At 43.7% G+C, this 25,408-nt stretch carries 25 protein-coding genes and 2 pseudogenes; 14 read left to right on the top strand and 13 right to left on the bottom strand.

Features of this window, described 5'->3' with window-relative positions:
- The first annotated feature begins 15 nt into the window (after window positions 1–15).
- The 7 genes from IM322_RS08505 to IM322_RS08480 all read left to right on the top strand — a co-directional run bounded on the left by IM322_RS08505 (window position 16) and on the right by IM322_RS08480 (window position 1,982).
- Entirely contained in the window at window positions 16–177 is a 162-nt protein-coding gene (locus IM322_RS08505) for a DUF433 domain-containing protein (protein ID WP_287676315.1), read from the top strand.
- Window positions 174–326, top strand: a complete 153-nt coding sequence (locus tag IM322_RS23280) for a DUF5615 family PIN-like protein (RefSeq protein ID WP_353737500.1) — start codon at window positions 174–176, stop codon at window positions 324–326. The genes IM322_RS08505 and IM322_RS23280 overlap by 4 nt, the downstream gene beginning before the upstream one ends.
- An 18-nt stretch (window positions 327–344) precedes the next feature.
- A complete protein-coding gene (locus tag IM322_RS08500; protein ID WP_287713173.1) occupies window positions 345–542 on the top strand; it encodes a hypothetical protein in 198 nt (65 codons plus the stop codon).
- Window positions 543–678: 136 nt separating this feature from the next.
- The gene (locus tag IM322_RS08495) at window positions 679–936 is read left to right on the top strand and encodes a hypothetical protein (RefSeq protein ID WP_079209774.1); all 258 of its coding nucleotides are present in this window, start codon (window positions 679–681) and stop codon (window positions 934–936) included.
- Window positions 923–1,402, top strand: a complete 480-nt coding sequence (locus IM322_RS08490) for an HNH endonuclease (protein WP_353737499.1) — start codon at window positions 923–925, stop codon at window positions 1,400–1,402. The genes IM322_RS08495 and IM322_RS08490 overlap by 14 nt, the downstream gene beginning before the upstream one ends.
- Window positions 1,300–1,587: a nucleotidyltransferase domain-containing protein gene (locus IM322_RS08485; RefSeq protein WP_287676314.1), complete on the top strand. Its 288-nt coding sequence runs from the start codon at window positions 1,300–1,302 to the stop codon at window positions 1,585–1,587. Before IM322_RS08490 ends, IM322_RS08485 begins: the two co-directional genes overlap by 103 nt.
- Complete coding sequence (locus tag IM322_RS08480) at window positions 1,584–1,982, top strand: HEPN domain-containing protein (RefSeq protein ID WP_002736237.1); 399 nt, start codon at window positions 1,584–1,586, stop codon at window positions 1,980–1,982. The genes IM322_RS08485 and IM322_RS08480 overlap by 4 nt, the downstream gene beginning before the upstream one ends.
- Window positions 1,983–2,198: 216 nt before the next feature.
- On the opposite strand, the gene IM322_RS08475 is transcribed toward IM322_RS08480, so the two are convergent.
- The gene (locus IM322_RS08475; RefSeq protein WP_287676313.1) at window positions 2,199–2,732 is read right to left on the bottom strand and encodes a DUF2062 domain-containing protein; all 534 of its coding nucleotides are present in this window, start codon (window positions 2,730–2,732) and stop codon (window positions 2,199–2,201) included.
- Between the two features lie 53 nt (window positions 2,733–2,785).
- Between IM322_RS08475 and mnmE the strand changes: the two genes are divergently transcribed.
- Window positions 2,786–4,159, top strand: coding sequence for a tRNA uridine-5-carboxymethylaminomethyl(34) synthesis GTPase MnmE (gene mnmE, locus IM322_RS08470; protein WP_287676310.1), 1,374 nt, complete (start codon window positions 2,786–2,788; stop codon window positions 4,157–4,159).
- Window positions 4,160–4,332: 173 nt separating this feature from the next.
- Here mnmE and IM322_RS08465 read toward each other — a convergent pair whose 3' ends face one another.
- The 3 genes and pseudogenes from IM322_RS08465 to tnpB form a co-directional block, all read right to left on the bottom strand.
- The gene (locus IM322_RS08465; RefSeq protein WP_287676309.1) at window positions 4,333–4,608 is read right to left on the bottom strand and encodes a polyhydroxyalkanoate biosynthesis repressor PhaR; all 276 of its coding nucleotides are present in this window, start codon (window positions 4,606–4,608) and stop codon (window positions 4,333–4,335) included.
- Between the two features lie 132 nt (window positions 4,609–4,740).
- A complete protein-coding gene (locus IM322_RS08460; protein WP_287676308.1) occupies window positions 4,741–5,037 on the bottom strand; it encodes a polyhydroxyalkanoate biosynthesis repressor PhaR in 297 nt (98 codons plus the stop codon).
- Window positions 5,038–5,365: 328 nt separating this feature from the next.
- Window positions 5,366–6,571, bottom strand: a pseudogene (gene tnpB / locus IM322_RS08455) (IS200/IS605 family element RNA-guided endonuclease TnpB).
- A gap of 157 nt (window positions 6,572–6,728) precedes the next feature.
- On the opposite strand from tnpB, the gene IM322_RS08450 reads away from it, so the two are divergent.
- Window positions 6,729–7,421 (top strand): pirin family protein, encoded by a 693-nt coding sequence (locus IM322_RS08450; protein WP_287673805.1) that lies wholly within the window; start codon window positions 6,729–6,731, stop codon window positions 7,419–7,421.
- A 60-nt stretch (window positions 7,422–7,481) separates the two neighbouring features.
- Here IM322_RS08450 and IM322_RS08445 read toward each other — a convergent pair whose 3' ends face one another.
- Complete coding sequence (locus IM322_RS08445; RefSeq protein ID WP_287673807.1) at window positions 7,482–7,724, bottom strand: hypothetical protein; 243 nt, start codon at window positions 7,722–7,724, stop codon at window positions 7,482–7,484.
- 350 nt (window positions 7,725–8,074) lie between these two features.
- On the opposite strand from IM322_RS08445, the pseudogene IM322_RS23275 reads away from it, so the two are divergent.
- Window positions 8,075–8,458: pseudogene (locus IM322_RS23275) on the top strand (hypothetical protein).
- A 93-nt stretch (window positions 8,459–8,551) separates the two neighbouring features.
- Here IM322_RS23275 and crtB read toward each other — a convergent pair.
- On the bottom strand, window positions 8,552–9,484 hold the full coding sequence (gene crtB, locus IM322_RS08430) for a 15-cis-phytoene synthase CrtB (RefSeq protein ID WP_149986705.1): 933 nt from the start codon (window positions 9,482–9,484) through the stop codon (window positions 8,552–8,554).
- Window positions 9,485–9,589: 105 nt separating this feature from the next.
- On the bottom strand, window positions 9,590–11,020 hold the full coding sequence (pds, locus tag IM322_RS08425) for a 15-cis-phytoene desaturase (protein ID WP_287673814.1): 1,431 nt from the start codon (window positions 11,018–11,020) through the stop codon (window positions 9,590–9,592).
- A gap of 332 nt (window positions 11,021–11,352) precedes the next feature.
- Between pds and IM322_RS08420 the strand changes: the two genes are divergently transcribed.
- Both IM322_RS08420 and IM322_RS08415 read left to right on the top strand, forming a co-directional pair.
- Window positions 11,353–14,133, top strand: coding sequence for a cation-translocating P-type ATPase (locus tag IM322_RS08420; RefSeq protein WP_287673816.1), 2,781 nt, complete (start codon window positions 11,353–11,355; stop codon window positions 14,131–14,133).
- 4 nt (window positions 14,134–14,137) lie between these two features.
- Window positions 14,138–15,937, top strand: coding sequence for an SLC13 family permease (locus tag IM322_RS08415; RefSeq protein ID WP_287673818.1), 1,800 nt, complete (start codon window positions 14,138–14,140; stop codon window positions 15,935–15,937).
- Between the two features lie 54 nt (window positions 15,938–15,991).
- Here IM322_RS08415 and IM322_RS08410 read toward each other — a convergent pair whose 3' ends face one another.
- The 3 genes from IM322_RS08410 to IM322_RS08400 all read right to left on the bottom strand — a co-directional run bounded on the left by IM322_RS08410 (window position 15,992) and on the right by IM322_RS08400 (window position 18,421).
- Window positions 15,992–16,528, bottom strand: coding sequence for a tetratricopeptide repeat protein (locus tag IM322_RS08410; RefSeq protein WP_286827160.1), 537 nt, complete (start codon window positions 16,526–16,528; stop codon window positions 15,992–15,994).
- Between the two features lie 181 nt (window positions 16,529–16,709).
- Window positions 16,710–17,492 (bottom strand): transporter substrate-binding domain-containing protein, encoded by a 783-nt coding sequence (locus tag IM322_RS08405; protein ID WP_287673821.1) that lies wholly within the window; start codon window positions 17,490–17,492, stop codon window positions 16,710–16,712.
- On the bottom strand, window positions 17,489–18,421 hold the full coding sequence (locus tag IM322_RS08400) for a GGDEF domain-containing response regulator (RefSeq protein WP_287673823.1): 933 nt from the start codon (window positions 18,419–18,421) through the stop codon (window positions 17,489–17,491). The genes IM322_RS08405 and IM322_RS08400 overlap by 4 nt, the downstream gene beginning before the upstream one ends.
- A 334-nt stretch (window positions 18,422–18,755) precedes the next feature.
- Between IM322_RS08400 and IM322_RS08395 the strand changes: the two genes are divergently transcribed.
- Window positions 18,756–21,683 carry a DEAD/DEAH box helicase gene (locus IM322_RS08395; protein ID WP_287673825.1) on the top strand — a complete coding sequence of 976 codons (2,928 nt, stop codon included), beginning with the start codon at window positions 18,756–18,758 and terminating at the stop codon, window positions 21,681–21,683.
- A 13-nt stretch (window positions 21,684–21,696) separates the two neighbouring features.
- Here the strand turns inward: IM322_RS08395 and IM322_RS08390 are convergent, their stop codons facing one another.
- Window positions 21,697–22,650 carry a tetratricopeptide repeat protein gene (locus IM322_RS08390; protein ID WP_287673827.1) on the bottom strand — a complete coding sequence of 318 codons (954 nt, stop codon included), beginning with the start codon at window positions 22,648–22,650 and terminating at the stop codon, window positions 21,697–21,699.
- Window positions 22,651–22,919: 269 nt separating this feature from the next.
- Between IM322_RS08390 and IM322_RS08385 the strand changes: the two genes are divergently transcribed.
- Entirely contained in the window at window positions 22,920–23,429 is a 510-nt protein-coding gene (locus IM322_RS08385) for a YceD family protein (protein WP_287673829.1), read from the top strand.
- Between the two features lie 61 nt (window positions 23,430–23,490).
- On the opposite strand, the gene IM322_RS08380 is transcribed toward IM322_RS08385, so the two are convergent.
- Both IM322_RS08380 and IM322_RS08375 read right to left on the bottom strand, forming a co-directional pair.
- Window positions 23,491–24,453, bottom strand: a complete 963-nt coding sequence (locus tag IM322_RS08380; RefSeq protein ID WP_286827154.1) for a glycosyltransferase family 9 protein — start codon at window positions 24,451–24,453, stop codon at window positions 23,491–23,493.
- 110 nt (window positions 24,454–24,563) lie between these two features.
- A complete protein-coding gene (locus tag IM322_RS08375; RefSeq protein WP_286827153.1) occupies window positions 24,564–25,166 on the bottom strand; it encodes a M23 family metallopeptidase in 603 nt (200 codons plus the stop codon).
- Window positions 25,167–25,408 lie beyond the last annotated feature (242 nt).

The raw sequence follows: 25,408 nt of genomic DNA, 5'->3' as shown, positions 1-25,408 counted from the left end.
TTAACAGGAACCCGAATCCCGATCGCCATTGTTATTGGTTCCCTGGCAGGAGGAATGAGCTATGAAGAAGTCATGGAGGAATATGGAGTTACTCAAGAGCAAATTCTTGCTTCTTTAGCATATTTTTCTGAACTTTTAAATAATGAAATCATTTATCCAATGGAGAAAACCAGTTGAAAATTCGCTTTTTAATTGATGAAGACTGCCCCTTAAGTTTAAGCAACTTGCTAAATTCTAAAGGTTATGACGCTATTCATGTAAAAACCTCTGGACTAAGTGGCACAAAAGACCCTGAGCTATTTCGATTTGCTCAACGAGAACAGTGAATTATTATTAGCCGTGATTTGGGATGGGCTAATATCAAAAATTATCCTCCCAATACCCATTGTGGTCTGATTATTTTACGATTTCCTTTTGAGGCGATAGCGGTAGAAATTAGACAGGTTTTAGAAAATTTTATCAATACCGTAGATATAAAAGAAATTATTGGCTCAACGGTAATTGTGGATAAAAATAAGTTTAGGATCAGAAAATCTGGTTGACAAATTAATAGTGTTCCTAATATAAATTAAACAGCGATCGCCACTTTTAAACCTGATAGAAAAACAGCAATTCTTTTACAGTTCATTAAATTGTAATTGCTTTTTCCCTACCCAATAAACCCAACAGAATAAACCCATGAATACAGCAACCCAAACCATCAAAGTCTATAACGAAATTATTGAACTAATCGCAGGGGGAACCACCCCCCAATCGGTGATTAACTTTCATCTTTCCGATACCGCTCAAAATCGCCTAGAAGACCTAATTTATAACGCTAAAAATAATGAACTTACCCAAGATGAAAAACAGGAACTCGATGCTTATTTAATGCTAGAACATATTATGACCCTAGCAAAAGCAAAAGCTCACCAATATCTCAATGGAGCTAACTAAAATGGCTCGACCTTACATTAGTGCAGAATTGCGAAAATTAGTTGCTGAACGTGCCGATTTTCTCTGTGAATATTGCTTAATTTCTGCTTCTGATAGGGTATCTGGCTGTCAGGTGGATCATATCATTAGTGTTAAACACGGGGGAGCAACTTCGGCTGATAATTTGTGCTACGCCTGTATTTTTTGCAATTTACAAAAAGGTACAGACTTGCTGAATACAACACAATCATCGTATTCATTTAATCATTCAAATCACAGTTTAGACTTATTATGGGATTATGGGATGGATTATATTGTTAATATTGTTTTGCAGTACAAAAAAGGTCATAAAAAATCATGGACAAACAACTATTACTCAATAAAATTAAACAAGCAGTACAAGCGATCGAACCACAAGCGCAAATATTTCTTTATGGTTCACGGGCGCGGAATGATGCTCAACCAGACTCTGATTGGGATATATTAGTATTAGTTGATGGGATCACCAACCCTACTCGCACATCTCAAATCCGTCGTCAAATTTATGAAATCGAATGGGAAACAGAAGAAGTTATTTGTACCATTGTTCGCAGCAAAAATCAATGGGAACATCCCTTATTACAAACTACTCCTTTCTGGCAATCAGTTAACAAAGAAGCTATTATGCTATGAGTAAAAATTCCCCTCACGATCAACTAATTAGGTATCGTTTAAATCGTGCAGAGGAAGCTTATCAAGATGCTTGTTCTCTTGCTGATGGTGCAAGATGGAATAGTTGTATCAATCGTCTATACTATAGTTGCTTTTATGCTGTTACGGCTTTACTTGCTTATGATAATCTCTCATCTCCAAAACATACAGGTGTCCGTAGTCTCTTCAATAAAAACTACATCCGTAGTGAAATTATTTCAAAAGACTTTGGTGCAGTTTATAACGAATTGTTTGAATACCGTCTCGAAGCAGATTATACAGACTTTGCAGATTTTGATGAATTACAAGTTCTTCCTTTCATTGCAAAAGTGAGAGATTTTTTAAATATAATTTCAGACCTGCTTCCTACTGATTAAATGACAAAAGTATTGTATAGCAATACATTAAGTAAAGAGCATCTCAATACACAAATGATTCGTAATAATTTACAAATGATGCGACAGTCACATCCATCGTCTTAACTGCGATCAATTTGACTATGGGATGGACTATGATTGATCATTGATGAAGACTTGCCAAATACAACACAATCATTGTATTCATTCAATCATTCAAATCATAGTTTAGACTTATCAGCGTTTTCTCCTTGTTTGTCGCCGGTGATGCCGTTGATGAACTAGGCGATAGCTAACAAAATAGGTTATAGTAGCAAATACCGTCGCTGATAGTAAGCAACCAAAAAACAGGGTCAAAAGAAATTGGCCGCCAGAACTAGCTAACTTTTCGGTGAAGCTTTGATTAGTTTGAAAAATGTTGCCCAGATTCGATCGCCCGCTTTGACCAAGAATAAACTCTCCTAATTTATAGTTAAACAGGAAAATTGGCAGATCGGTCAAGGGATTGCTGATATAAGTACCTGCAGCAGCTGCGATTTTGTTGGCACGAAATAGGGTGGCTAAAAAGATAGCGACGATGATTTGAAGGCCCATCCACGGGAAAAATCCCGAAAAAACTCCCAAGGCAAAACCCCTGGCAATTTCCCTAGGATGTCCTTGTAATCGCATTAAGCGAATATACCAATAGCGCAAAAATCGCAGTAAGCGATTACTCGAATATTTGCCGCTTTTTCTCGCTTTTAATGATCGTGAGCGCATATTTTCGGGCATAAATGCTGACAAAATTGATACCGACTTCAATTTTAGCAAGGAGTGATTAAGAGATGTTAAACACAGGGGATACGATCGCTGCCATCGCTACGGCGATCGTTCCGCAACAGGGTAGCATCGGTATTGTCCGTTTATCCGGTAGTCAGGCATTGGCGATCGCTCGTCAGCTTTTTCATACCCGCAATCGTCAAAAATGGCAAAGTCATCGTCTTCTCTACGGTTATATCCGGCATCCCCAAAGTCAGGCAATTATCGATGAAGCTTTACTGTTGCTCATGTTAGCACCCCGCTCTTTCACTCGCGAGGATGTGGTGGAATTTCACTGTCATGGCGGCATTATGCCCGTACAACAGGTGTTACAGTTATGTCTAGAAAATGGGGCACGTTTGGCACAAGCGGGGGAATTTAGCCTGCGTGCCTTTCTTAACGGCAGAATTGACCTAACTCAAGCTGAAAGCGTCGTCGATCTCGTTGGGGCGCGTTCTCCCCAAGCGGCACAATTTGCCCTCGCTGGTTTACAGGGGAAACTCGCTCAACCGATCCGCAATTTGCGCTCCACCTGTCTCGATATTTTGGCCGAAATAGAGGCCCGTATTGACTTTGAAGAGGATTTACCGCCCTTGGATCACGAGGCGATTCTTTATAGCATAGAACAGGTTTTTTGTCAAGTAAATTTAATTTTAGCCACTGCCGAGCGCGGGGAATTGCTGCGTAGTGGTCTGAAAGTGGCGATCGTGGGGCGGCCGAATGTGGGTAAATCCAGTTTGTTAAATGCTTGGAGTCGGAGCGATCGAGCGATTGTCACCGATTTACCCGGCACTACCCGCGATATTGTCGAATCTCAGCTAGTTGTGGCGGGAATCCCCGTACAAGTCCTCGATACGGCAGGAATTCGCTCGGCCAGCGATCGAGTCGAACAAATTGGGGTGGAACGTTCCCGTCAAACGGCCCGGTCTGCTGATTTAGTTCTCTTAACCGTCTCCGCAGAGTCAGGATGGACCGAGGAAGACGAGGAAATTTATCGCTCTGTCAGCGATCGCCGATTAATTTTAGTGATTAATAAAATTGATTTAGCTAATCCCGAAATGATAATTTACCCAGCAGAAATTGAGCGAGTTGTCAAGCTATCCGCCGCCCAAAATCAGGGTATTGAAGACTTAGAAAAAAGTATTATTAATGCTGTCCAAAATCAAGAATTACAGGCGGCTAATTTGGATTTAGCCATTAATCAACGACAAGCGGCCGCTTTAACTAGGGCGAAAATTGCTTTGCAACAGGTCAAAAAAACAATTGACCAAAATTTACCTTTTGATTTTTGGTCGATCGATCTGCGTACTGCCATTCAAGCATTAGGAGAAATTACCGGCGAAGAAGTGACTGAATCGGTACTCGATCGCATTTTTAGCCGTTTTTGTATTGGCAAGTAAGCAATTAGAAAATCTGGTCAACCAGAAACAAGTTTTTATCCTTTTGTGTTGGGTTAAGCTAAACGGCTTTTACTTCGGATCACCGATATAGACTCCAAAAGGGTTATAGCTATTGGATCATGCAGGTTAAGCGCCGTTTAGCTTAACTGTAGTCTTGTTGAGGATTGGAGAACTCAGATATTACTGGAAAAAAATACTTTCCAAGCGGCCGTAAAAATGGCACTTCCCAAAAGGATGATTAATGTCCAGACCTGATTTTTTTGGGTTCCCTCTACCGATCTTAGCCGATTGTCGATGCCTTCGATTTTCTCGTCTAAAACTTTAATATCCCCTTTGAGATCGGTTAGTCCTATTTCTACTTTGGTTAACCGTTCATCGATTTTGTCGATCTTCCCCTCAATCCTTGTGAGGACAGCTTCTAGGGAATAAGTAACAGTTTCGTTAGACATTTGGTAAACTCCTATACTGCATCTGGTTGGGGATAATTTTATTTTAAGTCTAGGCTTTAAGAAAATTTTCTTTCAGGAGCGGTTAATCTTTTTGGGTTCGTTTAACTGTAGTCTTGTTGAGAATTATAAAGATCAGATATTACTGGAAAAAAATACTTTCCAAGCGGCCGTAAAAATAGCACTTCCCAAAAGGATAATCAATGTCCAGACCTGATTTTTTTGGGTTCCCTCTACTGATCTTAGTCGATTGTCGATGCCTTCGATTTTCTCGCCTAACACTTTAATATCCCCTTTGAGATCGGCTATTCCTATTTCTACTTTTGTCAACCGCTCATCAATCTTATCGAATTTTTGACTAACTTCCTTGATACTGTCTTTAATTTCTTTAAGGACGACATCAAGGGAATAAGTAACAGTTTCGTTAGACATTTGGTAAACTCCTATACTGCATCCAGTTGGATATAATTTTATCTTAAGTCTAGGCTTTTTGGCATTCCTTACCCCATAGTTAACTTTACTTTTGTCCAACCACTGAGATAGTGTTAGGTGAAAACTTAGATAGTTTCTTGTCACTGATTACCAGTTACTGTTCATTCTCTACGGAAAAACCCTAACTGCCAATTTTTTCGGGAACTTCCTAACATTCCATTCATCTTAAAACCCAGATTCCGCCAGAAAAAAGGAGGAAATCCAGAGGAGTTTCAGGCTTTTTTCCTAGCCCTCTCGGTTTTCTTTTGGTTTGACACTCCCATCGCACTCATGCGAGGGATTCTTCGTTCACGGGGAGATGCCTTGCAAAAGCAGTGCCTTTACTTGGTCTTACTCTCCCTCCAGAAGCAGTAGCGGTATGCCCTACCGCCAAAATTCGTAAACCTTCATCTCGAATATTCTTAGCGGCATTGATGTCTCTATCGTGGGTTTCTCCACACTTAGGACATTGCCAACTACGAATATCCAAGCTTAAACTGTCAACACGATTTAAGCAGTTACTACAAGTCTTGGAACTAGGAAAAAATCTGTCAACTTCTATATAGATTTTTCCTTCCCATTCAGCCTTGTATTTTAACATAGTACAGAATTGACCCCAACCAGCATCACTAATTGATTTGGCTAGTTTCTGGTTTTTGACCATGTTTCTGACTGCCAGATTTTCTACCACTATGACTTGGTTTTCGTCAACTAATTTACGACTTAGTTTGTGGAGGAAATCTTCACGACAACGAACAATTTTAGAGTGAACTTTAGCAACTTTAACTCTAGCTTTATTTCGGTTGTTAGACCCTTTTTGCTTGCGACTTAATTTCTTTTGTCTCCTCGCTAATCTCTGTTCGTACTTACGGTAGTATTTAGGATTCCCGTGTTTAGTCCCGTCTGATGTAATAGCAAAATGGGTTAGTCCAACGTCTATCCCGACAGCTTTTCCTTCTGATGACCCTTCGGCTTCGCTCAGGGTTAATTTTTGGGGTAAATCCTGACCATCATCATAAAGACAAGATGCGAAATATTCTCCCGATGGATTAACTGAAACCGTAACAGACTTTAAGCTTCCCTCTGGTTGCCGTGAAACCTTGCAATAGACTTCACCAATTTTAGGCAATACCAGAACATCATCTTTTAACTTACAGTGCTGAGGAAATCTAATCGACTGCCTATTTTGCTTTTTCTTGAAGTTAGGATATTTAGTTCTACCTTCAAAGAAATTAAGGAAAGCACTAGAAAGATTTAAAGCTGCTTGCTGTAATACCTGCGATGGTACTTCGCTTAACCACTCATGCTCTTTTTTTAGGGAAGGCAGCAGCCTAATTATTTCGTCTCTGCTTAATCCTTTTCCAGTTTGCTTGTAAGTTTCAGATGTCAAGTTTAGGGCGTAATTGTAAAACCATCTAGCACAGCCAAACGACTTGGCAAGCAAAACTGATTACTCGCTTGTCGGATAGATTCTGTACTTAAACGCTTTTAACATCTTGTTTACCAGACTATATTTACTATGTTAAACTATGCAAGGCTAAACTGTCAAGGATTTAATCGTGCTTTGCGGTTCTATTCTGGTCGGGGTTTCATCCCGTCGGTAAAACTGAGGGTCTTTACCCCGACATCTGTGATAAAAAAGAGGAAAACTGATGATTACTATACGCAAAGCGGAGGAAAGAGGCCACGCTAACTATGGTTGGTTGGATACCTATCATACTTTTTCTTTTGCCCAATATTATGATCCCCAACAGATTAATTTTAGGAGTCTAAGAGTTATTAATGAGGATAAAGTGATTGGGGGAAAAGGATTTCACACCCACGGACACCACGATATGGAGATTTTAACCTATGTTTTGGAGGGAGAACTAGAACACCAAGACAGTCTCGGTACAGGTTCCGTGATTCGACACGGTGAAATTCAACGGATGAGCGCAGGAACAGGAATAAAACACAGTGAATTTAATCATTCTGCCACTAATCCCCTCCATCTTCTGCAAATTTGGATTATTCCCGACCCAAAAAATCTAGAACCCAGTTATGAACAAAAAGCGATCGAATTTTCTTCCCATACCTTACAGTTAATCGCCTCTCCCACCGGCGCCGGTAATGCGGTTAAAGTCCATCAAGACGTTAATCTCTACGCGGGAATTTTGCCCCTAGGACAGTCCCTCACCCATTCCTTAGCCCCCAGTCGTTATGGCTGGTTACAAGTGGCTAGAGGGCAAATAACCGTGAATGGAGTGCATTTACGAGCGGGGGATGGAGCGGCAATTAGCGAGGAAACTTCTTTGGCTATTCAATCTCTAAAAGACTCGGAAATTTTGCTTTTTGACCTAGGGTAGTGGGGTTGAGTGTTAGGGTTCCTAGGGGCTAAGTTTTGCCGCCAATTCCCCGGCCGACTTTTAGCCATCAATACTGTCCACCACGCTCAGAAAATCGTTGTGGATTAGCTCGGCGATAAAATTCTCCGGATCGGTGATGGGAACAGTAACGCCTTGGCTGGCTACCATCTGTGCGGCCAGCCGAGTCATGAAGTCCTGTCTTGTTTCCGCCATTCTCCCCTGACATTGTTGTAATTTTTCCACCAATTCCAGTGGGGAATCGGCCGCCAGTTTATCCCCCTCGCGGGTGACATAAATTGTCATCTTTCCTACCTCCTAAATGATCGGGAACGAGAATTCGGCACTACTAAACCACTTCTTTTCTCGCCATCATCATTGCCAGTTAGTTAGTCCCATCCTCGTCCGTCTTTCCCTATTTCCACTATTTTTTCTGGCTTGTCGCCGGTTAATTATTATTATCGCCAAAATAAAGGGATAAATTTGTCAATCTTTGTAACGAAAAATCAAGAGAACCTGTTCTCACGGTATCGCCCCGAACCCTTGCGGGGAAATTTGTTACAATGAATACAAGGGAACTCCCCGCGCCGGATTCCATCCCTAGTAAAAAATTGGTGGGGTAGGGAGCGCAAGCGAATAGTCCCGATCGGGACGGCATTTGTCAGAGTTCCCCGCTTCCTTTGGTTTTAGGGGGAAAATCCATGAAATCTGGAACATTATTATCGCCCGATTGATCGCTGCCAGAATTTCTCCGGTCAGCTATCCGAGAACGTTTTCCGGGGAAAGCGATCAATGATCTCAGCATCCCCTACTATGAAGGCGTCGAGGATGTGGGGTGGGAGTATTTTAACGATCAGGTGTTGCCGTCCTGTAGCGATGAGCCTGTCGTCCGCTATCTCGGCCCGTTTATATCCTACGTCCGTCTAGGAGAAGCGTTAGTTTTGGATCGGCAAGACAGTCTTGTGGTTTACGAAACCGATCGAGATGTTCCCTGTACGGAAACTGGACCTTTCTGGTTGGTGACTCCTAAATCCCGCTGAAAAACCCAACCCAAGTTAAGCAGCTCAATTGGGAAAACTTAATCGTCAAGATTTGACGGGTGGAGTCGGTAAGCGATAAAACCCGTCGAATTTTTATAACGCTTGCGATCGCAACCAAGCCACGGGTAAATAGAGCATTTTCTTGGGTAAAGGCACGAAGGCACGACGGGCGAAGACATCGTAGTTATTTGCTTCAATTACGTCTAAAATGCCTTGATAAAGCAATAAAGCCGCCCAAACCGGCCAACGGGAATCGGGATTAAGGGCGCGAATCCCCCTTTCGGCGGAATCGTAGTAATAACGAGCGCGCTCAATTTGGAAGCGCATTAACGCCTGCCAACGGTGATCATTAACCCCTTTGAGTAAATCGTCTTCGCTGTAGTTAAAACGCTCTAAATCCTCTAAAGGTAGATAAATCCGCCCACGATGGACATCTTCCCCCACATCCCGCAAAATATTGGTTAATTGATTGGCAATACCGAGATCGATCGCTTCTTCTTGCGGAATATAGACGCTTTGATTGCGCCGCCAAGGAGCAGAGCGATCGCCATCTTCCAATCCTAACACCGCGCTGGACATTAACCCCACCGTCCCCGCCACCCGATAGCAGTACAGTTTTAGTTCATCAAAGGTTTGATAACGACTGCGATAGAGATCCATCTGTTGCCCGGCGATCATATCCCGAAAGGGTTGGATATCCATGGGGAACTTTTCTAGAGTATCCACGAGAGCGACATCGGCATCCTCAAGGGCAACCCCAGAAAAGACGGTTTCTAGCTGTTTTTCCCATAAATCAAGGGTTTCAGGTGTAGTTAACCGGGCTTGGGGTCCATCGACCAGTTCATCGGTACGACGACACCAGACATAAATTGCCCAGATCGCTTGACGTTTTGCTTTCGGCATCAGGAGAGTACCGAGATAAAACGTTTTGGAATACTTCTCTGTAATCCGGCGACAGAGTTCGTAGGACTCCGCAAGGGAGACGAGGGGTTTGGTGGGGTGGGTCGGTTTTGGCAATTGGAGCATTCTGCTGGGGCGGAATGATTGACTTAGATTAACGGCGAACTGTGGCTAATGATATAGCATTGTCTCACTCAAGGCCATTTTCGTCATTAGTCCCTAGCCAGAGAATTAACGAGCGCTGGACACTGGTGTGGATTGGGTTTTATTCAGGTTTAGCGGTGCTGCGGGGTGATCTTTGCTGATCACTGCTGCCGCTAATTTCCCCGATAAAACTGCTCCTTCCATGCTTCCTAAATATTTTTGCATGGTATAGTCACCGGCGAGATAAAAATTCTCGATCGGAGTTTTTTGAGAAGGTCGATAAGCTTGTCGGCCAGGGGTGGCTTTATAAACCGATCGGGGAGTTTTCACCAGATGATATTTTAACAATTGACTGGGATTATCGCCAGTAAAATGTTGGGGAAAGAGTTTTTCTAGTTCTTTCATCGTGGCGGCGATAATTTCTTCATCGGATTTGCTAATCCAATCCTGAGCGGGAGCGAGAACTAATTCTAACATCGAGCGATCGGGGTTAGCGTATTCTTTACAGGTGTTGCTCATGTCAGCATAAACACTGAGTAAGGGCGAACGGGAGAATAATAAATGATCGATGTCGGTTAGTTTGCGATCAAACCAGAGGTGTAAATTAATGACGGGAACCCCTTCTAATCCTTCTAATTTTTGAAAGAATTTATCTTCTTGCCAAGGTTTGGGTAGTAAAACTTTTAAAGGATCTACAGGCATCGCAGACACATAAAGATCGGCTTCAAAAAGATAATCTTCCCCACCGTCTAAACCGCGCATTAAGAAGGCTTTAACTGTGCAGTTTTCATTTAAGATAATCTCTTTTAAAGGGGCATTTAAGCGCACCTCACCACCTCTAGCGGTGATGTAATCGACTAAAGGTTGGCAGAGTCTTTCCGGGGGTGAACCGTCGAGAAAAGCCATTTTTGAGCCGTTTTTCTCCTGTAAAAAGCGGTTGAGGGCTGTTAGTAGAATTGTGGCGGAAATCTCGTTAGGATCGATAAAGTTTAGGGCTTTCGACATAGCGATAAACACTTCTTTTTCTACCCTAGGCGGTATGTTTTGTTTCTCTAACCATTCCGACCAAGAATATTTATCCATCTCCTCGACGTAACTTTGGCCTTTAACAATGGCAGGAATTAAACCGAGTCCAAATTTAATTTTTTCCTCCCAAGTTAACATATCATTATTGCGGAGAATGGCAACAATACCGTTAATTGGGGCGGGAATATCTGGGAAGTCAAACCGCGAATAAGTCCCCGGTTTTTCCGGCTGATTGAAGATCATCGAGTGTTCTTTCCACTGTAGGCGATCTTCTATGCCTAATTCTTGGAATAATTGCAGCATATTGGGATAAGCGCCAAAGAAGATATGTAAACCGGTTTCGTACCAGTCCCCATCGGCATCTTTCCAAGCGGCAATTTTTCCCCCTAATACATCGCGACGTTCCAGTACGATGGGCGTATGTCCCGCATCGACAAGGTATTTCGCACAAGATAATCCGGCTAGTCCCGCACCAGCGATCGCAACTCGCATCGTTTCCTATCTACTCTCTAATGTCTTGTCTTTATCACATTCGCTATTATACTTCACATTTCGTTACATTTTTTTCAGCTTATTAGCTATCAGCTTTTTTCTCCGGTACTCCGGTGCTCCGGTGCTCCGGTGTTCCCCACTTCCCACTCCCCACTTCCTTGATAACTGCTTACTGCTTACTGGTCACTGATAACTGCTTACTGGTCACTGATAACTGCTTACTGGTCACTGCTTACTGGTCACTGATAACTGATAACTGATATTGTGATATGTAATTAGCTTAACTCGCTCACCTTTTTAGTTCACGCGTACACCCTCTTCAATCAATCGCTATGACTTTTCCCACTACGTCCCCCCAAGTCTCGGAAATAGAGAATAATCGTGCTTGGCATAATTTAACTGGCGAACAAACCCTAGAAATACTGAGAACCAATGGGGAAACCGGCTTAATAGAGGCGGAAATTGTTAAAAGAAAGGATATTTTCGGGTTAAATGAACTAAAAGAAACGGGGGGACGTAGCCCGTTAATGATTTTATGGGAACAGTTTACTAACATTATGTTAGTGATGCTGATTGCCGTGGCGGTGGTTTCGGCAGTTTTGGACCTGAAAAAAGGGGAATTTCCCAAAGACGCGATCGCTATTTTTACAATTGTTATTTTAAACGGTATTTTAGGATATTTCCAGGAAAGTCGGGCAGAAAAGGCTTTAGCAGCCCTTAAGCAGTTATCCTCGCCGAAAGTCCGGGTTATCCGTAATGGTAGCACCTTTGAAGTGGCGGCCAAGGAACTTGTCCCCGGGGATATCATGTTACTGGAAGCGGGGGTACAAATTGCCGCCGATGGCAGATTATTAGAAGCACAAAACCTGCAAATCCGCGAAGCTGCCCTCACGGGTGAAGCGGAATCGGTGAATAAACAAGCACAGAAGGTTTTACCGGAAGATGCCTCTTTAGGCGATCGCATTAACCTCGTCTATCAGGGTACTGAAGTAGTACAGGGGCGGGGTAAAGTGGCGATTACCAAGACGGGAATGGATACGGAAATCGGGAAAATCGCCGCTTTGTTGCAAGGAGTAGAAAGTGAACCAACTCCCCTACAGCGGCGAATGTCGCAGTTAGGTAACGTTTTAGTGAGTAGTTCCCTAGCTTTAGTGGCGGTAGTCGTCCTTGGCGGTGTAATTCGCTTTGGTTGGCAGTTTTTTGAATCATTCCTCGAAACTTCCCTCAGTATGGCTGTGGCCGTTGTTCCCGAAGGTTTACCGGCAGTGGTGACGGTGACTTTGGCAATTGGAACCCAAAGAATGGTGAGAAGACAAGCTTTAATCCGTAAATTGCCGGCAGTGGAAACTTTAGGCTCGGTAACGACGATTTGCTCCGATAAAACTGGAACTTTAACTCAAAATAAAATGGTGGTGCAGAAAGTTAATACTTCCGCGCAGACAATTACTGTCACGGGGGAAGGTTACGCGCCCATCGGTGAGTTTAGTGGTGCTAGTGAAAGTGATCCCGAACTACAGGCAATTTTAACGGCTTGTGTGCTGTGTAATGATGCACTTTTGCAAAATAAAGAGCAAGAATGGTTAATTTTAGGCGATCCCACCGAAGGAGCTTTACTGACGTTAGCGGGTAAAGGAGGACTATATCGGGAAGCATTGCAGCCAAAAAGCCCTCGTTTAGGCGAATTTCCCTTTTCTTCCGAAAGAAAGAGAATGTCAGTAATCTGTGAGAATGCCCAGTTAGGTTTGGGGGATTCTGCCTATTTAATGTTTACCAAAGGCTCACCGGAATTAATTCTCGAACGCTGTTCTCTGATCCAAGTTGGGGCGGAAAGTCAACCCTTAACAGCTGAACAAAGAAGCCGTATTTTGGCACAAAATGACGAAATGGCGGGTAATGGCCTACGAGTTTTAGGTTTTTCCTATAAACCGATGACAGAAGTGCCAGAAGCGGAAAGAGAAGATAGTGAGGAACAATCCCTGGTTTGGTTGGGATTGGTGGGAATGCTCGATGCACCCCGCAAAGAAGTTAAAGAAGCGGTTGCCCTCTGTCGTCAAGCGGGAATTCGTCCGATTATGATTACCGGAGATCACCAACTAACGGCCAAGGCGATCGCCATTGAATTAGGCATTGCTGCTGTCGGGGAGCGAGTAATCACGGGTAAAGAATTAGAAAAAATGTCTCAGAATGACCTAGAGGGAGAGGTAGATGGTGTGAGCGTCTATGCTCGTGTTTCTCCCGAACATAAGCTGAGAATCGTCCAAGCTTTGCAAAAACGGGGCAAATTCGTCGCCATGACGGGGGACGGGGTGAACGATGCTCCGGCACTAAAACAAGCGGATATCGGTATCGCCATGGGCATTACCGGAACCGATGTCAGCAAAGAAGCCAGTGATATGATTTTGCTGGATGATAATTTTGCCACCATCGTCGCTGCCACTGAAGAAGGGCGCGTGGTTTACAGTAACATTCGGCGCTTTATTAAATACATTCTCGGCAGTAATATTGGCGAGGTTTTAACGATTGCAGCGGCTCCTCTGCTCGATTTAGGCGGTGTACCCCTTTCTCCCTTGCAAATCCTCTGGATGAACCTTGTCACCGACGGTTTACCGGCTCTTGCTCTGGCAATGGAACCCGCCGAACCTAATGTGATGAAACGTCCACCTTTTAGCCCCCGGGAAAGCATTTTCGCCCGCGGTTTGGGTTGGTATATGATTCGCATCGGCATCGTCTTTGCCATTCTCACCATTATTATGATGTACTGGGCTTACCAATATACTCAGGCAACTCCCGAAATCGGAGATCCCGGACGTTGGAAAACTATGGTATTTACTACCCTCTGTTTAGCACAAATGGGTCATGCTTTAGCGGTGCGTTCCCACACCCAGTTAGCTGTGCAAATGAATCCCTTCTCTAATCCTTACATTATTGCCGCCGTGGGCTTGACAACGATCCTACAATTGTTGTTAATTTATGCTCCCCCTCTACAAAACTTCTTCGGTACTCAATGGATTAGTGGCACGGAATTATTAGTCTGTTTTGGATTTAGTGCCTTAATGTTTGTTTGGATTGAGTTAGAGAAGTTATTTATTCGCTGGTTCATGACGAAAAAATAAATCAATGCCAACACCAATTATTCTGACTTTAACGGTTTTAGTCGTTGCTTTAGTCGCTTTTGTGGCGGAATGGCTACCGGTAGATTTAACCGCTTTATCCGTGGCGATTGTCCTCATTCTTTTGGGTTTAGTTACTCCCGAAGAAGGTATCGCGGGATTTAGTAATTCTGCCACGGTGACGGTGATGGCGATGTTTGTGCTTAGTGCTGGAATTACCCGCACGGGAGTGATTCAAGTAATTCGCGATCGCTTGCTGGTTTGGGGTGGAAAAAATCCCCACCAACAGGTATTTGTCCTAGGGGCATTAGTGGGGCCGATTAGTGCTTTTATTAATAACACGGCAGTGGTGGCAATCTTTTTACCCATCGTTGAAGATTGGTGTAAAAAACAAAAAATTTCTCCTTCTAAGTTATTAATTCCCCTTTCCTACGCGACGGTTTTAGCGGGGATGATTACCGTGGTGGGAACTTCTACTAACATTCTCGCTAGTGGTATTTCTGCCAAGCTGGGTTATGGGGAATTTAGCTTATTTCAATTCACTGCTTTGGGAGTAGTTACTTTTTTGGCAGGTTTGATTTATTTAACAATTTTTGCCCCGAAATTATTACCCGATCGCAAATCTTCCACCGGGGAATTTTTAGAGGATGATTATGGTTCTAAAGTATATCTGAGTGAGGTAATTATTAGCCCTCGTTCTAATCTTATCGGTCAAACTTTATCCCAAAGTGGACTACAAAGAAAGTTTAATTTTGATGTGTTGGAATTAATCAGAAATAAGGTACATTTGTCCCAACCTTTAGCTGATAAAGTTCTCAATGCTGGCGATATTTTAATCGTTCACAGTAGTCGGGAAGAACTATTAAAGATTAAAGATGAACGAGGCTTAGAAATCTTTGCCGATGTCAAATTTCAGAAAGAAGATATTGAATCGACAATTACTACAGGTGAGGAAAAATTAGCCGAGGTTTTGATTCTCTCTAATTCCCGTTTAATTGGGACAACTTTAAAAGATTTGAAATTCCGTCAGCGTTATAACGCCACGGTTTTGGCGATTCGGCGTGGTTCAGAATTACTGCAAGGAAGATTAGGAAAAATTCCTTTAAAGTTTGGCGATTTGCTCTTGGTTCAAGGACCAAAACAGAGTTTTATTGGTTTACAAACCACGCGAGAATTATTAGTTTTAGAAGAGAAAGAAATTGAATCATTGCGACAGGATAAGGGCATTATTGCTTTAATGATTACTTTGTTGGTGATTATTATTGCTGCTTTTGATATTCAACCGATTCTCGTCACCAGTTTAGTTGGGGTGGTTTTAATGGTAATTACTGGCTGTCTAAAACCGGGGGAAGTCTATGGTTCCATTCGTTGGGATATTATCTTTTTATTAGCGGGTTTAATTCCCCTGGGTACTGCCATGGATAACTCGGGAACGACTAAATGGTTAGCGGATAATTTAGTGGCTATCGGCGGCAATCTTTCGGGGTTTTGGATCTTAGTTTTCTTCTATCTGATTACTTCAGTTTTAACCGAAATCCTCTCTAATAACGCCGCCGTGGTTTTAATGATTCCCGTCGCCGTGGAAGTGGCGAAAACTTTGGGTTTAAATCCTTTGGCTTTTATGTATGCTGTCACCTTTGCTGCTTCTAATAGTTATCTAACACCGATTGGCTATCAAACTAACACCATGGTTTATGCACCCGGGGGCTATAAATTCCTCGATTTTACCCGTTTGGGTGCGCCCCTAAATTTAATTTTGACAATTTTAACCCCTAGTTTAATTGTCTTGTTTTATGGCTTGAAATAAAGAAAGAGAGCGAAGAATCTTCGCTCTCTAAAAAGAATTTGATAGTCGTCAAAACTATTTCGATTCGGCGAAGCGTTTACGCAGGGATTCGGCTCGCTTTTTCGCCACGGTATTATTAGGATCAAATTTGAGAGTTTCTTCGTAGGTTTCGAGAGCTTTTTTAGCCATTTGTTTCTTTTCGTAAACATTGCCAAGATTATTGAGAGCGATCGAATATTGAGGATAAAGTTTAATTGCTTCTTTGTAGTTACGAATCGCTAATTCTAATTGTTCTTGGGCAAAATAGGAAAAACCGAGCGCATTGTAGATTAGGGCTTGATTTTCTGGTTCGATGCTTTCTTCCCCAGAGATTTTTAAAGCCTTTTGTAGTAAACTCAATGCTTGAACATAGAGTTTTTTATCAAGATAAAGACTCCCTAATTCATAGTATTCTTTAGCTGTACCTTTTTCTTTTTGCAATTTCTTTTGTAGCTTGTTAAAGGTTCCTTCTACTCGACGGGTTTTAAAGATTTGCACGATGACAAAAATTCCTAAACCAATCACGAAAATTAGCAATCCAGAAACGTAAATAAGCGGCAGGGTATCTTCCATAATTAGCGATCGAGCAATTAATATTTTTATACTTATTCAATCAGATTATAGCAGGATTTAGTCACTAATCAGTGATCAGTGATCACTGATCACTGATCAGATTTCAGTTTTCAGTTCACTGATTACTGTTCATTGCTCACAGCAAAAAACTCCCATCTCCCTACACCCCACACCCCACACCCTATCTCCCCATTTCCCGAATTCTCAGGGGTAAGCCCCAATAGTTCACCCGTTCTACTAACCAGCCGGTGGATTCTAGCCGCTCGATCGCTTGATTGACGCGTTCTCGGAGACTTTGGTACTGTAAACCTTTAGGGAGAACGACTCCTAGAGCGATCGCCCCCAACTGGATCGGTAATTGACGATAATTGGGGAATTGCTGCACCCAACCGGTTAAAAGGCTATTATCAGCCGCAAAAGCCTCTATTTCCCCCGTTTCCAGTAAATTTAAAGCTTCTTGATAGGAAGCAACCCCGCGCAGGGTAGCGTTAGGTAAATGGGAACGCACAAGGGCGATTGTCGTCGAGCCGTTGAGTACGGCGATTCTAGAGTTAGCTAGGTCTTCTAAACGCTGAAATAGCAGGTTTTTCGTCACAAAACCGCTGCTATCGAGGTAATAAAAGGGGCTAAAATCCACTAAGCGCTGACGTGCGGGAGTAATCGCCACACGAGCGATCGCCAAATCCACCCGATCATCAATAACCACCTGTAAACGCTCTTGATTACTAACGGGTTTGAGAATAATAGCACTGTCAGAACCGAGAATTTCTTCAGCTAGACGTTTAGCGATGTCGATTTCCAATCCTTGCAGATTGCCCTGAGAATCAAGGAAAGCGAGGGGAGGGAGATTATTTTTGACAGCGACAATTAATTTTCCCCGGCGTATAATCGTATCGAGATCGGCGCTAAAACTTGGGGCTACACCTAAGAGCAAAAAACCAAGAATAAATAACAAATTTTTCATACTGTTTTACCTACAATAACCCGATTTCTGCCTTGATTTTTAGCGGCTAACATGGCATGATCAGCCCGCTCGATCACCTCTTCTAGATTATTATCTTGAGGGCTAAATGTTGCCACACCGATACTAGCAGTAACTGGCACTTTTTGTTGAGCAAGTTCAATATTTAACTTGTTAATTACTTGACAAATGCGCTGGGCTGTGGTAGCAGCATCTTCAAGATTAGTTTCTGGGAGAATAGCGACAAATTCCTCGCCCCCAAAGCGCCCAAAACTATCCACTTGACGCAGACAGGTTTTAATTGCCCCAGCGACAGTAATTAAAGTTTTGTTTCCTAGGATATGACCAAAGGTATCGTTAATATGTTTAAAATGGTCGATATCGATGAATAGAACCGAAAAATAACGATGATAACGACGACATCGTTGAAATTCTTTCTCACCTAAGTAGAGAATCTCTCGACGATTATTTACCCCAGTTAGGCTATCAGTTCTGACTAGCTTTTCTAGTTGAGAATTGATATTTTTCAGTTCTTCTTGAGTCTTTTTTAGTTCTAGATGAATTTTAACTCTGGCTAACAGTTCCCAACTATAAAAGGGTTTATTTACATAGTCCACAGCCCCAGAATTAAAAGCATTGAGAATATCTTCTTTTTCCTTACTATCTGTCACAAAGATAATTGGTATATGAGCGCATAAAGTGTCAGTTTTTAGTCTTCGACAAAGTTCTATTCCCTCCATATCTGGCATCATTAAGTCAAGAAGAATTAGGTCAGGATTAGCAGTTTTTACTCGTTCTATTGCCTGTTTAACACTACTAGCAAAACTGGTGGCATAACCAGCAGAATCAAGAATCCCCACAGCTAATTGGAGATTTTTGCCCACATCATCAACAACTAAAACTAGACAGTCTTCAGCAGAAAATTTAATCATCATCAGTAAGTATAAGTAATCAAGTTAAGGAGAAAATAGAGATACAATTATTAGTGATAAGCTGTTCGTAATTTAAATTGCTTGGGCCAGACGAGGCAAGAGGCAAGAGTCAACAGTAAAGGGATTGGGAGAGATTCGGCTAATCTAAGAATAAGCGGTTTAAATACCTCTTAGCTTACAGCATTTCTGATAAAAATGAAGTATGATGGGATTGGGCATCACCCCCAAAGGTTAAGCTTGTCCCTAGTTTCTAGAAGTCCGCTTTTTTCGACTAGAATCAAAAAAGCCAGCCAGAATAGCCACAATTAAAAAAATTTCTCCTCTTAGACTTGACGTGAAAGAGTCCCTTAACCCTACTTCTTTGGATCTCAAAACCATTTTTCCCTTTAAACTCGACGACTTCCAGCACGCGGCGATCGCCGCTCTCGCTGCCGGTAAATCAGTGGTTGTCTGCGCTCCCACGGGTTCCGGCAAAACTTTAATCGGAGAATACGCTATCTATCGCGCCCTAGAAAGGGGCAAACGGGTTTTCTACACCACTCCCCTGAAAGCTCTTTCTAACCAAAAATTCCGGGATTTTCAAGAAAAATTCGGTCGCACCCCCACCGATGGCGATGAGGATTCCCCGCTGCTCTTTGCCGAAGTGGGATTGATTACCGGCGATGTGGTGATCAATCCTTCAGCATTAATTGTAGTCATGACTACAGAAATTTTTCGCAATATGCTGTACCAAACCCCGATCGGTGAGGTAGGCACTTCCCTAGAAAACGTGGAAACCCTGGTTCTCGATGAATGTCACTATATCAGCGATCGAGGTCGCGGCACCGTTTGGGAAGAATCAATTATCTACTGTCCCCCTAGTATCCAATTAGTGGCCCTCTCCGCCACCATCGGCAACCCCGGAGAACTCACCGACTGGATTAACTGGGTGCGGCAACTGCCCCAACCCGGCGACAATAAGCAGACCTCCAGCTGTGAGCTAATTAACTCCGATTTTCGCCCCGTCCCCCTGCGCTTTTATTTCGCCAATAAAGAGGGATTATTCCCGCTGCTCGACCCAAAACAGAGCAAAGTTAACCCGAAACTACGCTCAAAAGTCGGCCAAGGCAAACCCCGACGCTTAAAACGAGAAGATTGTCCCACCATCGCCTCCATTGTCACCACTCTGCGGGACAAGGATATGCTCCCGGCCATTTACGTCATTTTCAGCCGCAAAGGTTGCGATCAGGCGATTCGAGAGCTAAAAAACCTTAATCTCGTTAATCCAGAAGAAGCTAGAGCCATTTACTACCGTTTACTCATTTTCTTCCTAGAAGATAATCCCCATCTGCAAGAACTCGCCCTTTCCTTCTTTGCCGTCGAAAATCCGCCCCTACACCAAAAATTACTGGCTTTTTTCGCTAATAACCCCCAGTCCGACGATCAACTCCTCCGCCTCTTAACCGCCGACCCCGAGACGAAAAATCAACTGTTTGAATTCCTGGCCAGTGCTTCCCAATTGGTGCGCGCCGACCAAGTGGAACCCCTCACCCGGGGCTGTGGTGTTCACCATGCCGGGATTTTACCCCTCTGGAAAGAATTAGTCGAACAACTCTTTGAAGCCGGTTTAATTAAGGTGGTTTTTGCCACCGCTACCCTCTCGGCCGGGATTAATATGCCCGCCCGCACCACCGTTATCTCGGCCCTCTCCAAACGCACCGATGATGGCCATAGTATGCTGACTCCCTCGGAATTTGTTCAGATTGCCGGCCGGGCTGGTCGTCGGGGAATGGATGCGGTGGGCCATGTGGTGACAGTACAAACGCCCTTTGAAGGGGCAAAAGAAGCGGCTTTTCTGGCCACCGCCCAACCGGAACCCCTGCAAAGCTGTTTTGCGCCCAGTTACGGCATGGTCTTAAATCTCCTGCAAAAACACAGTCTAGAGGAGGCCAAAGACCTCTTAGAGCGCAGTTTCGCCGAATATCTCGCTCGTTTGAAGTTAAGCCCCGAACGACAACAGATTACCGCCTTAACCACCGAATTAGCTAAGTTGGATATGGAATTAGCCGGTATCGAACGGGAGCAGGTCTTCAGTTACGAAAAGCTACGGGAAAGACTGCGGGAGGAAGAAAGACTGTATAAAATCGTTGCTAGTCAGTCAGAAGCACAGAAAAGACAGGAAATACATCTAAAATTGCCGAATATTCCCGTCGGAACTATCCTCCACCTCAAGGGCAAACATATTAAGGTTCCCGTCCCCGTCCCCGCTATCTTTGTCAATACCCTGCACGGGGCAGGTCAAGTGCGAACCCTTGTTTGTTTAGGCAGTGATAATCGCTGGTATTTAGCCGCCTATGCCGATATTAGCGAGATCGATCGAGGTTTTCTCTCTCCTGCGGAATTAGGCGAACTAATACCCCCTTCCCTGGAAGCAGTTTCCCTAGGGGGTTGGCGCAAGGGTGAGGAAAATACTCAGGCGATCGCCGATTTAATCCCTCAACAAGTGCAAGGCATCCCACCAGTGGCGGAACTGGAAACACAATCACAAAGACTTGAAATTGTCAATAGTCAAATTGCCGCTCATCCCCTGCAAAAACGCAAAAATCCGGGGCGATTGATGAAATTATACTACGATCGAGAGATTGCTCGCGATAAGTTACACAAAGCCCAGATTAAATACCAGAAACAACAATCCCGTAAATCCTACTACTGGGAAGAATTTCTGAATCTAATCGAGATTTTGCGAGAATTCCAAGCATTAGAGGGTTATTTGCCCACTCCCCTCGGAGAAGCGGCGGCCACTATTCGCGGGGAAAATGAACTCTGGTTAGGATTAGCGATGATGTCCGGAGATTTGGACAGATTGACTCCTAGCCAACTAGCCGCCGCCATCAGCGCCATGATTACGGAACCCCCTCGCCCCGATACTTGGTGCAATTACCCGCCTGTGCCAGAAGTTATCGATATTTTGCGGCAAGGAGAGGGAAATTCCCCCGGTCTGCGAGAAGTTCGCCGTTTACTCTATCAAGCTCAATCTCGCTACGATATCACTATTCCCGTCTGGTTAGAAACCCAACTGATGGGGATTGCCTCCCGTTGGGCCCAGGGGACATCCTGGCCGGAATTGTGCGAAAATACTAGCCTCGATGAGGGAGATCTAGTGCGACTATTACGGCGCACCGTCGATGTTCTCTGGCAAATTCCCCAAATTCCCCGAGTTTCCCAAGTCCTTAAAGATAATGCCCGTCTCGCCGTCACAGCCATGAAGCGCTTTCCTCTGTAAATTGATCACTCTTTTAAACAATGGGAGATGGTAAGGAAAGTAACTGTTGGTGAATCTGCTCGATTAGGGCGAGGATTTGCTGATAATTGTGGTGCAATCCCTGTTGATAGAGGTGATTTGCTCCTTGATTTAAATCCGCTAAAGCCGATTGATAATAACCCAATTGATGCCGCAGTAATCCCCTTCTAATATAAGCATCGGCATAAAAAGGATCGATGGCAATCGCCCGATTTAAATCGGCGATCGAGCGCTCGTATTCACCTAATTGGTGAGCGGTACAAGCTAGATTATAGTAGGCTGAGGCATTATTTTTATTTAACCGGAGAGCTTGATTAAAATCCGCTTTGGCTGAGGTAAAATTGTGGAGGGCTAAATGAGATAAACCTCGATCATTATAAATAGTGGCTAAAGCGTCGGGTTGCCAGTTAGTAATTTGACGCAAGGATTGATTAAAATCAGCTAGGGCAAGGGGATAATTTTTCCTAGCCGCCTGAACTAAACCCCGATTATAGTAGGCTTGATAATAGGTGGGTTTTAACCGGATAGTCTGGTTATAATCGGTCAGCGCCTGTGGATAATCTCCCAAACGATAAAAAGCTAAACCCCGATGGAAATAGGCTAGATAATTATCGGATTGCTGTTGTAAAGAGCGGGTGCAGTCCTGCCAAGCGCGGAGATAATCCTGTAAATAAATCTGAGTTAAACAGCGATTACTGTAGGCTAGGGCCAAGTTATTTTCCCGTTCGATCGACTGATTGAAATCCTGCAAAGCTTGCTGATAATTACCTGCCTCTAGTTGTTCAATTCCCGATCGCATCCAGTAGGATAAATGTACTGATTTAGCCGCTTTTCCCTGCCGAGGCCATCCCCCCAGCACCAGCGAACAGAGCAGTGCAACAATAAGCAATCGACCGAGGTGAGGCAGAAAATTTTTCAAAACCGTTGACATAGGAGTATCTTTGTGCATATACTCCCAATTCTGAGGAAACTTTCTCGCTCGATCAACAGACAGCCTGTCAAATGCAGTTATCAGTTATCAGTTATCAGTTATCAGATGTGAGTTTTCAGTTCACTGATTACTGTTTACTGTTCACTGTTCACTGAAAATACACCCCACTTCCCACAGTCTAGGACTGGTCTATGTCTCTAGAGGTCGGGGCTGCGATAAGCTGATAAAGGAACTCGTAGCTAACGCAGTTGACACCCGATAACCGATAAATGATACAGGAGTTATCTATGGAAACTATTTTTATCCCCCACCTCCTCAAATCTCCTGATCGACAAAGAGTGATCATCATCGATAATTTTATCCCCAGTCTAGAAACCTTGACACCAGTGCGGGGGACCTTGCTGGTTAGACATGGGGGCAATTTTTTGGAAGTATCGGTGAAAGCAGAAACCATCGTCACCTTAACCTGCGATCGCTGTTTACAACAATATAATCATCGTCTGCAATTAAACACTTCCGAATTAATCTGGCTAGACAAAAATAAAGACTACGATAACTCCTATCCTCTAGAGCGAGAAATAGCCTACGAAGATCTCTCGGAAACCCTCGATCCTAACGGGGATTTTGACCCGCAAATGTGGTTATACGAGCAGTTATGTCTAACTTTGCCCCCCCGTCAACTCTGCGGAGCCAATTGTCAACCACCCGATTTTTTTCTTCCGGAAAATACTGCCATCGATGGTCGTTGGGCCTCCCTAGAATCCTTGAAAAGTCAGTTATCTCAATCGCAAAATTGAGCCTTGATGCCGATTTTTTTCGGGTTTCGAGCCACGAGAAAAGCGATCGAAACCCGATTCTTTACCGGCCCCAAATCTTTTTCAGGACAGTTTCGGGAGTAATATCGGCGACTTTTCCCGTATTAGCTTCAATATATCGATGAAGCTCTCCCCCACTCGGTAAAACTCTCTTAGGCAACGAAGGAACCAGCAGAGAGAGGGTATAGGTTCCCACGGCCACGGCTAACTGTAAAGGGACACTTTCGGTAGCTAACAATAAATTAGCACCGGCGATCATGGCGGACATTTTACCGATATCGGCCGTTCTGGACACTTTTAAGTTATTATCCATGGCTTTGAGCGCTAAAACCCAAGCTTCATCCAGATCTCCCTCGATCGCTACAATTGGCAAATCCGGTTGTTGATGGCGAATGCCTTGGATAATTTCTAGCCAACTCTCTAGGGGATAAACCGTTTCCAGTCCTTGGCTGATGCTGAGATCGCTACCGCCGGCGTAGAGGAGAATATAGCCGCTATCCTTGATATCGAGGCGTTTCTGCTCCATTTCCGCCCAATCGATATCATCCCGATTCAAGGTTATTTTTAAAGGTGGACAGGGTGGGGCAATCTTTAACCCTTTGACCAGATCGTGATAATTATCCGCTAGATAGCCTTCCTTTGGCCGGGGTACTTGTTCCGATAAGAACCAGCTGCCATTATTTTCATAGCCTATACGGTTAGGAACACCATTTAACCAGAGTAAAAGATTGATAGCAGGACGATTGGTGAGACTAATGGCGATTTCGTACTCCCGGTCCCGAATTACTCCCAAAATATTTAAATAATCCGCTAATCCGTACTGATCTCGATAGTCAAATAAAAGCACTTCCCTAACCTGCGGACAGAGACGATAGGCAGCTTTGGCCCTAGGTTCGACCAAAACATCGATGCTGCCTTGGGGGTAAGTTTGCCGGAGAGTTTCTAGAGTGGGAAAAAACAGCAGTTGATCGCTAATTCCTCCCGGTACAAGGGTTAATATTCGCATTTTATCTGGATATACCTGAATCGATCAGCTTAATTCTAGCAGTGTCCCTCGTTATTCACTAAATCTGGGCAGCGATGTTTTTTCTCAACAGAATGCGATCGCAGATTCTCTTAACTATTACCCGAAGGATTAGAACCGTACATAGCATTTAAAACCAAAGCGGGGTCAACGTATTGATTGCCGTACATCAGTCCCCAGTGCAGGTGTGGTCCGGTGGTGCGTCCGCTCATTCCCACTCTAGCCATGCGCGCCCCTGCTGGTATATCCTGACCAAGGGTAAGGACGATTCCTCCTGACCTATCAATCAAAAAAGTGCCGCGGCTATCGGATTGAACCGAACCCATGAGATGACAATAAATATGTGTCCATTGACCGGATTGCATCTTAATCATGGTGCCACAGCCTGTATGATCCGATAATTCGACGATTCTGCCAGTCCACCAATTGCGAATATAACTGCCTAAGGGTGCGGCCATGTCTAAACCAGCATGAAATTGTTGACTGCCATCCATGGGAGAGGAACGATAACCGAAACCAGAGGTATAGGTTTGAAAGTTTTCCACGGGGAAGGAGGCCCCGGCCCAAGCATTTTGAGCTATGAGGGTGGGATTAGCTTTAACGGGGTGTAAACGGTCAAATCCTAGAGAAATTAGCGTGACAAGACAGCTAATCGCTAAAAAACGCAGGAATTTAACAGGCAGATATTTGAGCATGAGACTTAACTCCAGACACCAAAATTAAATATACCCCAGTTTCCGCTGCCGCTAATTTTACCGGCGGCTTTTAACCGATATTTTAGTTAAGTTTTGAGTTATTATCGAAAATTTGGGTTAAAACCCCGTCCTTTGAGGACGGCTTTAAGCTAAAATGGAAAAAGCGATAACCAAGCTAAAAACTGAACCTTGACAACAGATAGTAGGGGGTTTCGTTCAGAAAAGACTTCAAATTCGGCCTT

Origin of the sequence: Microcystis sp. M109S1 (genome assembly GCF_020247025.1) — a bacterium.
Classification (GTDB): Bacteria; Cyanobacteriota; Cyanobacteriia; order Cyanobacteriales; family Microcystaceae; genus Microcystis.
Note: the sequence above shows the minus strand (reverse complement) of the source record. Positions and strands in the feature narration are given on the sequence as shown.